The following is a 13212-nucleotide window of genomic DNA, read 5'->3' as shown; positions in this document are numbered from 1 at the left end:
CCGAACCGATCACCCGGCCGTCGATGCGGGCGCGTTGGCGGCCATGGCGTCGAGCCAGGACTCCATGCGCTCGACTTCGCGCTGGACAAACTGCGCATCGCCGAAGGCTTGCGTCAGCGCCGACACGCCCTGACTGAAGGCCAGCACGTGCATGGCCAGCGCGTCGGCGTCGGCGCCGCGCCCGAGCCGTTCGAACTGGCTTCCCAGCCACTCACGGAACAGGACAAACAACTGCGTGGCCTGCGCCAGTCCAGGGTGTTCGAGCTTGGACAACTCGCTGCACAGGGTTCCCACGGGGCAGCCATGGCGCATGATCAACGCCTGGTTGCGGACCACGATGCGGATGAAGGCGCGAATGCCATCGGCCGGCGCTGCCGCCTCTGCCTCCCAGCGCTGGAGCAGCGCGCGGGTTCCCTCCAGACGCAGGCCGATCACGGCCTCCAGGATGGCGTCCTTGCTTTTGAAGTGGTGATAGAAGTTGCCACGGGAGATCCCGACCGCGTCGGCTACGTCGGCGAACGAGGTCGCCTCGTAACCCCGCTCATAGAACAGCCGGTCCGCCTCGGCCAAGATGCGCGCACGTGTATCCATTCCCGCCCCTGATCAAGCCTGGCTTCTAGGACAATCATCCTAATCTCGGTAGATCGTATAGGTCAATTGTCCTAGGGGCCGCACGCAGACAATGAAACCGGGCGGGCGGCGCGGAAGCGATCAGAACAGGGATCGGAGTGCGGTTTTGCACTTAAGGCACGGGATCAGCCCGTGCTCTCGAGAACATGAAACTGCACTCTGATCCCCGATCTGCTATGAACCTGCGTCATGGAGCCAGCAGACAGCCAAGACGACCCACCGCTCGACGCCGAGGATCTTGAGGCTGTCGCGGTCCTCACGCCGGATGACTTCAACGCCATCGACCAAGCGCTTCTCACCACGAGCAGTACAAGCTGGCGCAAGGTTGCCGCTGTTGTCGGTACCGCCATGGACGCATACCCAGACTTCTACAAGGTCCCGGACGTCTTCTACGCGCAACGGGTTCGCGCTCTGGTTGCAGACGGGAAGTTAGAGGCACGGGGCAATCTCTACCGCATGCGTTTCAGTGAAGTTCGACTTCCGCAAGCGCGATAGTTCGCCATTTTGGAGGAAGGGCATGAAAAGTTTTGCGATAGTGCTATCCCTTCTTTGCCTGGTCTACTCGAAATCGGCCTCGTCCGGCGAATTTGAGCGCGGCTTTGAAGCTGGAAAAGTCGCGGCGCGGAGCTTCGAGCGCCATCTCAAGGAGGAGAGAAGCAAAGTGAAGGTCGATAAGGAGACCGCTGAACTCGCTAAGTACGTATATAACTACAGAAACTATGCCGTCGGATTGGCGCGGTCATCCAACTCTTACGTTGTGATCTTCTCTCTCCAAAGGAATCTGCGCGAAAGCGTCATCGTGGGTGGAGGGGCGAGATATGAGATTGACTCGGATACTCTTGAAATAAAGAGTGTTAAATTTTATGAATGATACGCGTGGAATGCGCGTCCGGGTAATGCTTTGTCCAGTTGAAGGCTGAAAATCAACCGGCCGACAATAGGGGTCAGAGTGCAGTTTTGCTCGTAAGCGACGGGATCCGGCTCGTGCTTGCGTGACAGTGAAACCGCACTCTGACCTTTTTTGGGGTATCAACTCCTCGGAGTAACATGAGCGGGATGAAGATCACCCCGGACGATGTGCGCGGGCGCGCTCGCGTCTGGGCGATGGCGCCAGATGACCCTGAAGGCGCGGCCGTTCTTGCCCGCAGGATCAATCATCCGTGGTATCGCTGCCAGGCGCTCGCACGTGCTGCCGAATTCTCTGATGGCCGCAAGCGCACCGAACTGCTCGATGCAGCCATTCAAGCGGCGCAGGAGCAGGACGAGCCCAATCGCATTGTGACGGCTTCATCATGGCCGATCCGTGTCCTGGTGGATCGCGTACCCAACCCGGCGGAAGGTCTGGTCCGCCGAATGATCCAGGTTGCCGAAACCGAGCCGCATACCCTTCGCCGAGCGCACGCGCTGCAGTCGCTTGCGTTCGCCGTGTCCCGCTCACCGTCGCTTCTTGGGCTTGTTGTTCCAGCGATGGCCAAGGCCATTCTTGACGGGCACGGGTGGCGCATTGATCGTGTGATCTGCGATACCTTCGAGTTGGTCCGCGAAACCCATCCAGATCTGTTGCTCTCCTTGGCGCTGCATCACAAGGCCAACCGTCAGCAGCAAAGGCTTTTGGCGTCACTCTCCGAGTGAGGATGACGACCCGACGTACACGTTTCTCCACTCCGTCACGGGAATTGGGGGTCAGGGGAATGGGGGTCAGAGTGCCATTCTGCTCGCGAGCGAAGAGGGGGCTCGGGCTCTTTCGGCCGTGAAATTGGACTCTGATCCCTGCTTTGGTCCATCGTTGCCGGAGGTTCTTCTTCAAGCGTGACCGATCAAGATCGTGCCAAGGGTGAAAAGATGAAGGTCGTCTACCTGGTTGGATGGAGTCCTGGCTGTGACAAAGTTGGTCTCAGTGACATGTTAAGGGCTCGGTTCAACTTTACTCTTGGTGAGGCCAAGAAGGCCGTTGACAACGTGCTAGAGGGCGAGCGCGTCGAGCTGCACGTCCACGACGACCAGTTAGAGGTCGTCTCCTCAGAACTTGATACCTTTTGTGTCAAGTACGAAGTGACCTGAATTCGACACTTGATGCTGCCTGAGACAGGAGGCAGGGGGCTGTTTTCCCTGCAGGGACGGCATTGGGCTCGTGCTTCAGCTGACACAAAGCTGTGCTCCGGGCCCTGTTTGGTCCCTCAAAGAGGGCAGGTTGCCTAGCCGATGCCCCAGAACGCGTCCTTGACCGCTTCCCAGAGCTGCTTGAGTGTCTCGCTGCGGCCGCGCGAGAAGGCGAGCCGAATGCACTGCACCAGCAGCGCAACAGCAAGCGCGGCGAACACCAGAAGACCCAAGGCCTCCCTCAATAGAAACGTAGCGACTGCCAAGGCTGCCAATAGCCCGAGAACCGCCAGGTCTGTCTTTAGCGTGCTTGGCGATGACGTTGGTCCCATGGCACCTAAGGTCTGAGTTAACCGAGATGCGAAACGGCGTCGGCTCGGACGCACTGTCAGCCTGCTTGCCGCACCGCCCAGTAAGCTGCGAGCGCGATCCCAGCCGTGAGTTGCAGAACGAGAATACATCCGACGCCGATGCGGCCGGCGGCTTGTTGGGTGCGGCGGGCCACATAGCCAAGCGCCAGCGTGACCATGAAGCTGATGGCCCAGGCGAACCACGCGATGCCTTTGCCAACGCACCCGAAGCTCTCGCAGTACATCCGCCAGAGCATGACGCCGCTGCTGGCCAGTGCGAGCAGGGCCAGCGCATAAACCCCCGTGGTGGCAAGCGCCAAGATACGGCGCCGCTTGGACGAAGTTTCAACGATCACCATCAGCGGTCTAACGCCAGCGTTAAGCCGAGTAGCGAAGCGGCGTCGGTTTGAACAAATGCTAGGGCGCATGTCGGGTCTTCCCAGCCTCGCTTTGATGAGAGGCGGGTGCGACCGATCAATGGTTGCTTGATACTGATGAGCCGGCACTTAGATGCAGTACACATGCGGCCCCTCCACGCCTTCAGACCACCAAGCCTCTAGCTCGGGGAAGCAAGAGATCACTTGGCCCACCACCTGCTCTGGCTTGTATCGAAGGTGCCCGGTTCTGAGAACCTCATGCCAAGGTCTGCGAAGATTGAACCAGCAGCCCAATGGGCCGCCTCTCCTGCGTTGAAGTCGACCATGTCTTGTCCGGCTTCGCATGGGCAAGCCTTCCGGCGCACTGAAGTTCAAGACGAAATATGGCCGGTGGTACTTGTCCCATTGAATCTCGAACTCATACGCCACACCCCCGTCAACCTTTCGAAAAGAAGTGCGCAGAGAATTGTTTGACTTGATGCGCGCAAATCCGCGCTCCAGCGCGAAGGGATAGAACTCTCGCTTCACGGCTTCGCGCAGGGGCTGTGGCATGTGTGATGGCCAAGGCCTGAGTCAGGTCGCGCTGCGAGGCGGCGTCGCCTCGAATGAACTGGTGGGCGCCGCTCCGGCCGCCATCAGCTGATCAACCAGTTCTGCCAGGGTGAGCGGGCCCGCGTCTTGCCAGAAGGCCTTTGGCATTGCCACGCCAAGTGTCTCCTGCAGTTCCGCGATCGTCTCCTCCACATCCAGATCCCTATCCATGGCGTCGAAGCGAGGGCCGCCTGCCACGACAGCGACGCTATCTCCGGGGAGGAAGTACGGGTTCGGCCAGCCCAAGTGACGCGCCATGATGACACCCATCTGGGTCGCGACGCGCTGCCGCTCGCCTCCGCCCCAGCGATCCAACAGACCGGGCGAGCGCGATCGCTGCTGGGCAGCGAGCGCCTTAAAGAACGAAAGGTCAGGTCCAAGCCAGCGAACGCCGATGAAGAATCTCTCCCATGGGTCGGTAGGCGGGTAGTGCGGCGGATACTGGAGCGGCTGGTCAGGAGTCATCGTCAGCATCTGATCCCACACCCCGGAGTTGGGCTGTCGCGGGGATTGTTTGGATGCGCTTTCAGGCCTTTCAAGCAGATTCCCGAGGGAGGTAAGGGGTTACGGACCGCGTCGTGCCGCCGCCAGCTGAAGCCTCCGGACGTGCCGACGGCCTGGACCACAAGCAGGCTAGACTCCGGTCCAGATCAACGCAGGGTAAAACAGGATGAATACGCATAGAAGCTTGCGCGTCGCGCTGCTTTCAGTCGCGCTCGTGTTCGGCACCGCGCAAGCCAAAGAATCCCAACTGCCGCAGCCACAGGCCCGCCTGCTCTCCAGCATTTCCGCCGATTCCATGCGCGGGGATCTGTCCTTCCTGGCGTCCGATGCGCTGGAGGGGCGGGGCACGCCGTCGCGCGGGCTGGATCTGGCGGCCGAGTACATCGCGGCGCAGTTCCGGGGCGCGGGGCTGGAGCCGTTGGGCGATGACGGGTATTTCCAGACGGCGGACTGGCGCCAGATCGCGCCGGAGAAGGAGCGGGCAAAGTTCGCCGATGCGCCCGAGCCGTTGATCGTGCGCAACGTGGTGGGCGTGCTGCGCGGTTCGGATCCGGTGTTGAGCAAGACCTATGTGCTGGTCACGGCGCATTACGACCACCTGGGCATCCGCAAGGACAAGGGCGATGACCCGATCTTCAACGGGGCCAACGACGATGGCAGCGGCACGGTCTCGGTGATCGCGCTGGCGCGCGCCTTCGCTGCGCAGCAGGTGCGGCCCAAGCGCAGCATCGTGTTCATGACGGTGTTCGGCGAGGAGCACGGGCTGGTGGGCTCGCGCTACTACGGCGCGCATCCGCTGGTGCCGGTGGCCGACACGGTGGCCAATATCAACCTGGAGCAGGTCGGCCGCACCGACGACAGCGAGGGCCCGCAGGTGCGCGCGGCCGCGATCACCGGCGCGGACTACTCGCAAGTGGCCGATGTGCTGCGCAAGGCGGGCGAGGCCACCGGCATCCGCATGACCAAGCACCCGGTCAACAGCGACCGCTATTTCGCCTTCAGCGACAACCAGGCGCTGGCCGATCTGGGCGTGCCGGCGCACACCATCAGCGTGGCCTACGCCTTTCCCGACTACCACGGCCCGGCCGACACCTGGGACAAGATCGACTACGCCAACATGGCCGCCATCGACCGCACCGTCGCCCTGGCCGTGTGGACCATCGCCAACGACCCGAAGGCGCCGCGCTGGAACGCCGACAACCCCAAGGCCGCCAAGTACGTCGGGGCCGCGCGCAGGCTGCACGGCGAGCAAAACGCCGCGCCCTGAGCGCGGTTGGCTTCCGTCGGCTGCCGCCTGGACGGGGGCGGCCGAAGCGCGCGCGGATGCCGCCCCGCGCGGTGTTGACACCGGCCACGGGGCGGAGCAACTTCGGTTTCGAGGAGCCTGGAAACGCCCCAGCGCACGCGGCCCGCCCCTGAACCTGGTGTCCCGGTGCCTGCAGTCCCGGCAGGGGCACCCGATGCGATGGCGGCATCGGCAGGGTGGCCATGACCGCCCCCGCAAGGGGCATGCGCCTGCCGGCGCGCTGCGGTGCTTGAGTCTCCTTTACTTCCGTCCGCCGGACATGGCGGGCGGTCACTTCGCGATGCCAAGGAGCAATAACGATGACGGACCATCTCTTCGATGAGCGGAACACGACGGGCGGCGCGCTGCCCGAGGACAGCCAGCACCTGCTGATGCAGGCCGGCCACCAGCTGCGGCTGCTGGCGCGGCTGGCGCAGCCCCGCCCCGGCGGCAAGCGGAAGCAGGCGCCCGGCGTGGGCGCGGCCGAGCTGGCCTGCAGCCTGGACCAGGTGGCCGGGCAGGTGGAGGCGGTGCTGCTGCGGATGTCGCGTCCGGCGCAGGCCGGCGCGGCGTTGGCGGCGGCCGAAGCCGCCGCGCCGTACGCGGTGGACGAGGCGACGCAGGCGCAGGGCCCGCGCCTGGCCTTCGGGGCGACGCTGGCGCAGCTGGACGCCCTGCAGCTGCTGGTCTCGGGCATCAAGGCCTTCGGCGATGCGGTGTTCGCCGAGCAGGCGGCCGACTACGCGGAAGGCAGCGTGTCGATGCTGGGCTTCGCGATCTTCAATCAGGCCAGCGAGGTGGCGGACCTGCTCACGGAGATCGCGGCGCAGCCGCTGGCGCCGGGCGGCGGCTCCGCGTCGGTGCGGGAAGTCCGGCTCACGTATGGCGGCGGGTCCGTCCTGGCGTTGTGCCACGACGCGCAGGCCGCACCGCGTCTGCCGCAGGCCGTCGGCCGGATGGCCGGGGCGATGTGGTTGCACTGACGCGCGCACACCGCGATCGGTGGGAAGCAGCGGCGGCCTCGGCCGCCGCTGTTGTCTGCGGGATGAAAGGCGGCTTGCGGGGGCGTCGTCGCCTTGGGCTTGGTGCGAAGTGGGTTTGCGCGTTGCGTTCGCGCATGGTGCGGCGGTTGGGTTCCGAGCCGCGTGGTCAGCGCCTGTGCTTGCGGAAAGACGCGCCCGCCTGGGTTTCGGCTGACACGCCGTGACCGGCTATGGGCCTACCGGGGGCAGCAGTACGCGCGTGCCGCGCGTGCTCGCCAGCTCGCTCTGCAGACATCGAGCACAGCCAGGCGGGTAGGCTAGTCTTCTATCGTTCGCACCAACCAAGGTTTTGCCATGCCCCTCCATCCCGACTTCCCCGTCGTCGAAGGCCATTACCCGCTCACGCCGGACTGGGCGATCACGCTGGACGCGCCCTACAACCGGCGCATCGAGGACGGCGACCTGGTGCTGTGGAACGAGCGTGTCACGGTGTGGATGACGATCTGGCACAACGACGGCGGGGCCGGCATCGAGGCGCGCCTGGACGATGTGCGCCAGCATCAGTCGCCGGAGGCGCACGACATCGAGCAGGCGCAGATCGGCGATATCCGCTTCTATGCCTATCGCCTGGCCGAGGAAGTCGACGACCCGGACGATGCGCGCAGGCCGGGTTATTACGGCCATGCCTTCGCGGAGGACAGCCAGGTGCAGATGGCGGTGTACTTCGACGATGAGGAGGATCTGGCGGTGGCCCGTGCGCTGCACCAGAGTCTGGTGCATACGGGCGGTGGTGACGCTGCGGAGTGAAGGTGTTCGGAGTGCGGCTGGCGGTGGCTCGCGGTGGCTGAGGTCGGCACGCAAAAGGCTCCGCGACTGGACATCGGCTTGTCGCTGTCAGATCGCCGAAGCCTTTGAACCTGCGGCCACGCAAGTAACCCACTACCGTCGTTCCCGCGAAAGCGGGAGCCCAGCGCCTCTCACGCGGAAGCGTCAAAGTCCATGGATTCCCGCGTGCGCGGGAATGACGGGCTTTTGGCTTACCGAAGGCGTTGAATTTGGAGCCACTCCCATCACCTACCACCGTCGTTCCCGCGAAAGCGGGAACCCAGGGACTTTCGCGGGAAAGCCTCCAAGGCGCTGGATTCCCGCGTGCGCGGGAATGACGGGCTTTTTCTCTTACCGAAGGCGTTGAATCTGGAGCCACTCCCATCACCCATCACCGTCGTTCCCGCGAAAGCGGGAACCCAGGGACTTTCGCGGGAGAGCCACAAAGGCGCTGGATTCCCGCGTTCGCGGGAATAGCGGATCTTCGAAAGGCGGTTGTCCATTCGTGCTTCGGCGTCCTCGATGCGCGCTAAAACGTCGCCCGGACCTGCAGCCCCACCGCCAGCGCATCACCCGCGCGCCTGTAGCTGAAGGTGCCCGGATCGACGATGTACTGCAGGTCCGGGCGCAGCGCCAGCCAGGGCCTGAGCTGGGCGGTGTAGGCCAGCTCGTACAGGCGTTCGGCATCGGTGAGCTGATAGAGCGGTGAATCGCTGGGGACGCCGGTGTCGGCCAGTTCGACGCGCTGCGCCGCGCGCAGGGCGCCGTTGACCTTGGCGCTGGCGTAGCCCAGTGCCAGGTGGTCCTGGCTGCGGGTGCCGATGCCCTGGTAATACAGGCCGGCCACGCGCCAGTGCCGCAGGGGCGAGGTCGCCTGGTCGGTCTGCATGTACTCGCCGAAGACGGTGAATCCGCGCGTGGGGTCGGCGGTCTCGGCGCTGAGCTTCTGCTCGGCCAGCAGCCACACGCCGTCGCGCCCGCTGACGCTGGCCGCGGTACCCAGCCGCCTGGCGCGGGAGGTGTCGGCGTAGGCGCCGATCTGGTAGCTGCCGGCGTAGGGGCCGCCAGCGCCCGGCGTCCAGGCCAGTTCGAGCACGAACAGCGAGCCGGTCGTGCCGCTGGCGAAGGGGCGGAAGGCGGTGTGCACGTTGTTGCCGCGCAGCTGCGGATTGACCTGGAACCAGCCGCCGCGCAGGACCACGTGCGCGGCCGGCGGCCAGCTGGCCTCGGCGCCCCAGCGCGCCACCGGGTAGTTGTACCAGCCGCTGTTGCCGGTCATCGACAGCGGGTGCGCGCACAACGCCGAGTTGAGGAAGCTGTTGCCCGCGGCCAGCAGCCCGAAGTGGCTGCCCATCGCGTAGAAGCCCAGCTTGAGATAGCCGCCGCCGGCGAAGCCGTAGTCGAAGCTGACCTCGCTCAGCCGCGTATAGGTGCCGCCGTAGACCTGCTGCATGGCGAAGCGATTGCCGACCAGATCGGCCGAGGCGCTGCGGCCGCGGCGATCGTTGAGCGTGAGGTGGAACGCCCCGCCGCGCCAGCCGGCCAGCCGATCCATGGCCAGGTCCAGGCCGACGCGCAGCTGCTGCGCATAGCGCGCGCCGCTGGCCCCGTCGCCGTTGTCGACGACGTCCACGGCCTCGCCGATGTAGTCGCCGCGCGGCGCGACACCGCGCGTGGCCCAGCCCTGGCGCACGCCGCCCCAGTCGCCGGTCATGGCGGCGGCCTGGTCAGGCGTGGCGTGGGCCTGCGCGCAGATCAGCAGCGCGCACAGCAGGGCACAACAGGAACGGCCGGGGGAATGCCGATGCATGGGTGTGGGTCCGCGGGGCGTGGCGTCGGGGAAACCGCGCGCGGTGACGGCGCGTCGGTGCCGGGAGGCCTCTGGGGTTACGCCGTTCGGAGCGCGGCGCCGCCATGGCGGTGCGTTGGGAGGGCTATCGACGTTGAAGCTCCTGCGACGCCACCTTGGGAAAGGTGGTCCCGGCGTCGCCGCTCACCGGCGGCATCGCACCGATACGCCCCCGAAAGACCCGAATCGTCGTTCCCGCGAACGCGGGAACCCAGCGACTTCCGCAGGTAAGGGCCAGCGGCCGGGGACACGCGTTGGAGGGAGGCTGCAGGTTTTCCGGCCATTCCCGTCGCGGAGCCGTAAGCGCTAAAGCAGGACCCAAGGCATCCGCCGCCGGCGTCGCGACGCACCGTGGCCCGGTTCGCGCACCGCAGCGGGCCATCGGCGCGCGCTTGAGGGAAGATGCTCCCTCTTGCAGCTTGGGAGGCTGGCGATGTCGAAGGTCCGTGTCGAAGGTTTCACCCTGTCCCTGGACGGCTTCGCCGCGGGGCCGCATCAGCGCCTGGAGGCGCCGATGGGCGAAGGCGCGCAGGACCTGCATCGGTGGCTGCGCGGGACGCGCACCTTCATGCAGACGCTGTTCGGCAAGGAGGGCGGCAGCACGGGGCTGGACGACGAGATCGCCGCGCGCGGGTTCGAGAACCTCGGCGCCTGGATCATCGGGCGCAACATGTTCGGGCCCATCCGTGGCGACTGGGGCGACGCGGACTGGCGCGGCTGGTGGGGCGACGATCCGCCGCACCACGTGCCGGTGTTCGTGCTGACCCACCATGCGCGGCCCAGCCTGCCGATGCAGGGCGGCACGGTCTTCCACTTCGTCACCGGCGGCATCCATGAGGCACTGGGCCTGGCGCGCGAGGCGGCCGGCCCGCGCGATATCCGCATCGGCGGCGGCGCCGACACCGTTCGCCAGTATCTGCAGGCCGGGTTGATCGACCAGCTGCATCTGGCCATCGCGCCGACGCTGCTGGGCTCGGGCGAGCGGCTGTTCGAAGGCGTGGACCTAACGGTGCCCGGTTATCGCTGCACCAGCTTCCGCGCCTCGGACGCGGCGCTGCATGTGGTGCTGGAGCGGGGCTGAGCCGCAGGCGTCGCAGCGCGGGTAGTTTCGTCCTTGCCCGGTGGCGGGTGTTTGTCGAGAATGCGGTTGGGCTGCGCATGGAGCGCGAGCCAGAAAAGGGGAAAACACATGAAGCGTGTTGTTTCGGCCCTCCTCGCGATGGCGAGCCTCTGCGTGGCCGGATGCGCCACCTACAACGTCGGCGGCGCATCGGCATCGGCGCAACTGAAGAAGTTCGAGCCGGTGCCCAGAAAATCGAGCCTGTATGTGTGCCGCGAGAAAGCCCTGCTGGTGGCGCGCGGGGTCAAGACCGTGGTCCTGGTCGACAACGAGCCGATCGGCGCACTGAAGGCCAACAGTTTCGTGCATACCGATCTTGCGCCCGGAAAGCACGGCGTGCTGCTGCGGCACGACGGCATCAATGCCGGCGCCGGCGGCTTCATGACCATCGACACCAAGCCCGATGAAGTGCGCTTCCTGTGGGTGGGCGTCACCGGCCACGGCTGGGGTGTGCTGACGGTGGACAACTTCGACAACGAGGCCAAAGCGCGCCAATGCGTGCTGGGTGCCGAGTACTCGGTGCCCTGAGCCGGAGCGGTCGGCATCCGCTGTAGCGGGCGCCGCGACGAATCTCGACGCGCCCCTCGCCCCTTGCTGACGCCGCGCAGTCACGGGCGGCGCTAGAGTGCCGCGCGATATCGATCGCGTGCGAGGTGTGGGATGCAAGGGGTTTCCGGAAAGCGCCAGGTGCTGGGGCTGGTCGGCTGGCTGCTGCTGGTGTTGGTCGCCGGCGCCATCGGCGCGGCGGCGTCGGTGCAGGCGGCGACTTTCTACGCCACGCTGGCGCTGCCGTCCTGGGCGCCGCCGGCGGCGGTGTTCGGGCCGGTGTGGAGCGTGCTGTATGTGCTGATGGGCATCGCGGCGTGGCTGGTGTGGCGACGCGGCGGCTGGGCCGCGCAGCGGCGGGCGCTGACCGTGTTCGTGGCGCAGCTGGCGCTCAATGCGCTGTGGAGCTGGTTGTTCTTCGGCTGGCACCTGGGCGCGGCGGCGATGCTGGACATCGTCGTGCTGTGGGTGCTGATCGTGGTCACGGTGGCGATGTTCTGGCGCGTGCGGCCGCTGGCCGGCGCGCTGCTGCTGCCGTATCTGGCGTGGGTCAGCTTCGCCAGTGCGCTCAACTACGCGGTATGGCACCTCAATCCGCAGGCACTGGGTTGAGCGAAGCGGGCGGACGGGAAACGAACGACCGCAGCATCGGCCGTCATGCCGCCAGCCGCGCCGCGTGCGCGGCTGGGCCGTTCGACGCTGGCGTCAGAGGCCTTTCAACAGGCCGCGCAGCAGCTTCTTGCCGGTGCTTTCCTTCTCCGCGGGCTGTTTCGGATCGCCGGTCGGCGACTGCGGGTCCTGGCCCGCGCCGCTGAGGTCCATGCCGAGCATGGCGCTGGCGGTGGACTTGGTGCGCACGCGCACGTTCCACTCCGGCGTCCAGGGCTGCTTGGGGTCTGCCGGCCTGGGCGGCCAGACCAGATTGGTTTCGGGGCCGTAGGCGATCATCGACAGCAGCCCCGCGCCGGTCTCGCCGCCGTCCTTGAGGATGCCCTTGGGGATCTGGCAGCGCGTGGTCTCCGGGCCCAGCAGCACCTTCTCCTTGACCCAGCGCTCCAGGCTGCCGCCGGGCAGGAAGTCCATCAGTCCGCTGCCCATGTCGGGCACCTCGGCGCTGCTCCACAGCACCATGTCGTTGCCCTGCTTGGCCATGACGTTGATGAAGTAGGCGCCGGCGCGCGCCACCGGCTGCCAGCTCAGGACGATGCCGTCGGCCGGCGCGCCCTGCTGCTGCAGGGCGATGTCGGGCATGAAGTCGGCCTGCGGGCCCAGGCTGAACTTCAGCGACTCCGGCACGCCCTGGCCGGTGATGCGGTGCTCGCCCTGCAGCGAGGCGCCGCGCTCGGCGCGCTTGCGCGCCTTCTGGTTGGGCCATAGCGCATAGCTGGGGTCGGGCCGCACGTCGCGATCGGGCGCGCGGCGCGCCTCGATCGTGCCGCTGGCCTCGGGCATGCCGTTGCGCATGCGCACCTGGATCACGCGCGGCTGGCCGGGGCGGATGCTGGCGCCGCAGCCCCAGTACACCAGCATGCGCGCCTCGGTGGCTTCCATCAGTGGGCCGTCGCCCTGCGAGTCGGGGATGACCGCCCGCGTGGGCGGCAGCAGCGGCAGCGCATCGCCCAGACCCAGGCCGGTCGGGATCGACTGCTGCGCGGGCAGGCCCGGCGCCAGCGTGTTGTGCAGGGCGATGTCGAAGTACAGCCCACTCGCCCCGGCCGAGCGCGCGTCGGGATAGCCCAGGTCCTGCTTGCCGCCCAGCATGCCGGCGAAGCGCCCCAGCGCGCCCATGTCGGGCATGCCGGCCATCCTGTGGGTGTCCACGTCGATGAAGACCTGGGTCGGTGCGGCCGGCGCGGCGGCGCGGGTGGGCAGGGCCAGCAGCAGGCAGGCGGCGAGGGCGGCGGGCAGGAGGCGGTGGCTGGACATGGGCGTTCCGGTGGCGTGCGTGTCCCGGGAATGCGCAAAACGGCGCAGGGACAGGCCATGCGGCGCGCATCACGCGCCGGTTCGCCGGATGCGCGGCCCAGGGTGGCCGCGCCGGATTTGATCAGG

Annotated in this window: 16 protein-coding genes; 10 read left to right on the top strand and 6 right to left on the bottom strand. The window is 66.7% G+C overall.

Annotation, left to right across the window (positions count from 1 at the left end; translation table 11 throughout):
• Positions 1 to 9: 9 nt before the first annotated feature.
• Positions 10 to 591 carry a TetR/AcrR family transcriptional regulator gene (locus MWN52_RS15905; protein ID WP_286575469.1) on the bottom strand — a complete coding sequence of 194 codons (582 nt, stop codon included), beginning with the start codon at positions 589 to 591 and terminating at the stop codon, positions 10 to 12.
• Positions 592 to 819: 228 nt separating this feature from the next.
• Here MWN52_RS15905 and MWN52_RS15900 point away from each other — a divergent pair, with 228 nt between their 5' ends.
• The 4 genes from MWN52_RS15900 (at position 820) to MWN52_RS15885 (ending at position 2691) form a co-directional block, all read left to right on the top strand.
• A complete protein-coding gene (locus MWN52_RS15900) occupies positions 820 to 1125 on the top strand; it encodes a DUF3658 domain-containing protein (RefSeq protein ID WP_286575468.1) in 306 nt (101 codons plus the stop codon).
• Positions 1097 to 1501, top strand: a complete 405-nt coding sequence (locus tag MWN52_RS15895; protein ID WP_286575467.1) for a hypothetical protein — start codon at positions 1097 to 1099, stop codon at positions 1499 to 1501. The genes MWN52_RS15900 and MWN52_RS15895 overlap by 29 nt, the downstream gene beginning before the upstream one ends.
• A 185-nt stretch (positions 1502 to 1686) precedes the next feature.
• Complete coding sequence (locus tag MWN52_RS15890; protein ID WP_286575466.1) at positions 1687 to 2262, top strand: hypothetical protein; 576 nt, start codon at positions 1687 to 1689, stop codon at positions 2260 to 2262.
• A gap of 210 nt (positions 2263 to 2472) precedes the next feature.
• Positions 2473 to 2691, top strand: coding sequence for a hypothetical protein (locus tag MWN52_RS15885; RefSeq protein WP_286575465.1), 219 nt, complete (start codon positions 2473 to 2475; stop codon positions 2689 to 2691).
• 134 nt (positions 2692 to 2825) lie between these two features.
• On the opposite strand, the gene MWN52_RS15880 is transcribed toward MWN52_RS15885, so the two are convergent.
• The 3 genes from MWN52_RS15880 to MWN52_RS15870 form a co-directional block, all read right to left on the bottom strand.
• Positions 2826 to 2963: a hypothetical protein gene (locus tag MWN52_RS15880; protein WP_286575464.1), complete on the bottom strand. Its 138-nt coding sequence runs from the start codon at positions 2961 to 2963 to the stop codon at positions 2826 to 2828.
• A 155-nt stretch (positions 2964 to 3118) separates the two neighbouring features.
• Complete coding sequence (locus MWN52_RS15875) at positions 3119 to 3439, bottom strand: hypothetical protein (protein WP_286575461.1); 321 nt, start codon at positions 3437 to 3439, stop codon at positions 3119 to 3121.
• Positions 3440 to 4030: 591 nt separating this feature from the next.
• Positions 4031 to 4513 (bottom strand): hypothetical protein, encoded by a 483-nt coding sequence (locus MWN52_RS15870; RefSeq protein WP_286575460.1) that lies wholly within the window; start codon positions 4511 to 4513, stop codon positions 4031 to 4033.
• 205 nt (positions 4514 to 4718) lie between these two features.
• Here MWN52_RS15870 and MWN52_RS15865 point away from each other — a divergent pair, with 205 nt between their 5' ends.
• The 3 genes from MWN52_RS15865 (at position 4719) to MWN52_RS15855 (ending at position 7627) form a co-directional block, all read left to right on the top strand.
• Complete coding sequence (locus tag MWN52_RS15865; RefSeq protein ID WP_286575459.1) at positions 4719 to 5819, top strand: M28 family peptidase; 1101 nt, start codon at positions 4719 to 4721, stop codon at positions 5817 to 5819.
• Positions 5820 to 6157: 338 nt separating this feature from the next.
• Positions 6158 to 6820 carry an XAC0095 family protein gene (locus tag MWN52_RS15860; RefSeq protein WP_286575458.1) on the top strand — a complete coding sequence of 221 codons (663 nt, stop codon included), beginning with the start codon at positions 6158 to 6160 and terminating at the stop codon, positions 6818 to 6820.
• A gap of 354 nt (positions 6821 to 7174) precedes the next feature.
• Positions 7175 to 7627, top strand: a complete 453-nt coding sequence (locus MWN52_RS15855; protein ID WP_286575457.1) for a hypothetical protein — start codon at positions 7175 to 7177, stop codon at positions 7625 to 7627.
• 547 nt (positions 7628 to 8174) lie between these two features.
• Here MWN52_RS15855 and MWN52_RS15850 read toward each other — a convergent pair.
• Positions 8175 to 9455 (bottom strand): carbohydrate porin, encoded by a 1281-nt coding sequence (locus MWN52_RS15850; protein WP_286575456.1) that lies wholly within the window; start codon positions 9453 to 9455, stop codon positions 8175 to 8177.
• Positions 9456 to 9927: 472 nt separating this feature from the next.
• On the opposite strand from MWN52_RS15850, the gene MWN52_RS15845 reads away from it, so the two are divergent.
• From MWN52_RS15845 to MWN52_RS15835, 3 genes are all read left to right on the top strand, one after another.
• The gene (locus MWN52_RS15845) at positions 9928 to 10575 is read left to right on the top strand and encodes a dihydrofolate reductase family protein (RefSeq protein ID WP_286575455.1); all 648 of its coding nucleotides are present in this window, start codon (positions 9928 to 9930) and stop codon (positions 10573 to 10575) included.
• A 108-nt stretch (positions 10576 to 10683) separates the two neighbouring features.
• On the top strand, positions 10684 to 11142 hold the full coding sequence (locus MWN52_RS15840; protein WP_286575454.1) for a hypothetical protein: 459 nt from the start codon (positions 10684 to 10686) through the stop codon (positions 11140 to 11142).
• A 132-nt stretch (positions 11143 to 11274) separates the two neighbouring features.
• Complete coding sequence (locus tag MWN52_RS15835) at positions 11275 to 11772, top strand: TspO/MBR family protein (RefSeq protein WP_286575452.1); 498 nt, start codon at positions 11275 to 11277, stop codon at positions 11770 to 11772.
• A gap of 93 nt (positions 11773 to 11865) precedes the next feature.
• Here the strand turns inward: MWN52_RS15835 and MWN52_RS15830 are convergent, their stop codons facing one another.
• Entirely contained in the window at positions 11866 to 13086 is a 1221-nt protein-coding gene (locus MWN52_RS15830) for a hypothetical protein (protein ID WP_286575451.1), read from the bottom strand.
• Positions 13087 to 13212 lie beyond the last annotated feature (126 nt).

This window comes from Pseudoxanthomonas winnipegensis (assembly GCF_030322905.1).
Taxonomy (GTDB): Bacteria; Pseudomonadota; Gammaproteobacteria; order Xanthomonadales; family Xanthomonadaceae; genus Pseudoxanthomonas_A; species Pseudoxanthomonas_A winnipegensis.
The sequence above is the reverse complement of the archived record's forward strand: the minus strand, read 5'-3'. Positions and strand labels throughout refer to the sequence as shown.

Excerpts from the sequence above, each read along its gene's own strand:
- MWN52_RS15835 (WP_286575452.1), top strand. The coding sequence starts at position 11,275 with ATGCAAGGGGTTTCCGGAAAGCGCCAGGTGCTGGGGCTGGTCGGCTGG.
- MWN52_RS15865 (WP_286575459.1), top strand. The coding sequence starts at position 4,719 with ATGAATACGCATAGAAGCTTGCGCGTCGCGCTGCTTTCAGTCGCGCTC.
- MWN52_RS15855 (WP_286575457.1), top strand. The coding sequence starts at position 7,175 with ATGCCCCTCCATCCCGACTTCCCCGTCGTCGAAGGCCATTACCCGCTC.
- MWN52_RS15830 (WP_286575451.1), bottom strand. The coding sequence starts at position 13,086 with ATGTCCAGCCACCGCCTCCTGCCCGCCGCCCTCGCCGCCTGCCTGCTG.
- MWN52_RS15900 (WP_286575468.1), top strand. The coding sequence starts at position 820 with ATGGAGCCAGCAGACAGCCAAGACGACCCACCGCTCGACGCCGAGGAT.
- MWN52_RS15905 (WP_286575469.1), bottom strand. The coding sequence starts at position 591 with ATGGATACACGTGCGCGCATCTTGGCCGAGGCGGACCGGCTGTTCTAT.
- MWN52_RS15845 (WP_286575455.1), top strand. The coding sequence starts at position 9,928 with ATGTCGAAGGTCCGTGTCGAAGGTTTCACCCTGTCCCTGGACGGCTTC.
- MWN52_RS15860 (WP_286575458.1), top strand. The coding sequence starts at position 6,158 with ATGACGGACCATCTCTTCGATGAGCGGAACACGACGGGCGGCGCGCTG.
- MWN52_RS15870 (WP_286575460.1), bottom strand. The coding sequence starts at position 4,513 with ATGACTCCTGACCAGCCGCTCCAGTATCCGCCGCACTACCCGCCTACC.
- MWN52_RS15840 (WP_286575454.1), top strand. The coding sequence starts at position 10,684 with ATGAAGCGTGTTGTTTCGGCCCTCCTCGCGATGGCGAGCCTCTGCGTG.
- MWN52_RS15885 (WP_286575465.1), top strand. The coding sequence starts at position 2,473 with ATGAAGGTCGTCTACCTGGTTGGATGGAGTCCTGGCTGTGACAAAGTT.
- MWN52_RS15875 (WP_286575461.1), bottom strand. The coding sequence starts at position 3,439 with ATGGTGATCGTTGAAACTTCGTCCAAGCGGCGCCGTATCTTGGCGCTT.
- MWN52_RS15890 (WP_286575466.1), top strand. The coding sequence starts at position 1,687 with ATGAAGATCACCCCGGACGATGTGCGCGGGCGCGCTCGCGTCTGGGCG.
- MWN52_RS15850 (WP_286575456.1), bottom strand. The coding sequence starts at position 9,455 with ATGCATCGGCATTCCCCCGGCCGTTCCTGTTGTGCCCTGCTGTGCGCG.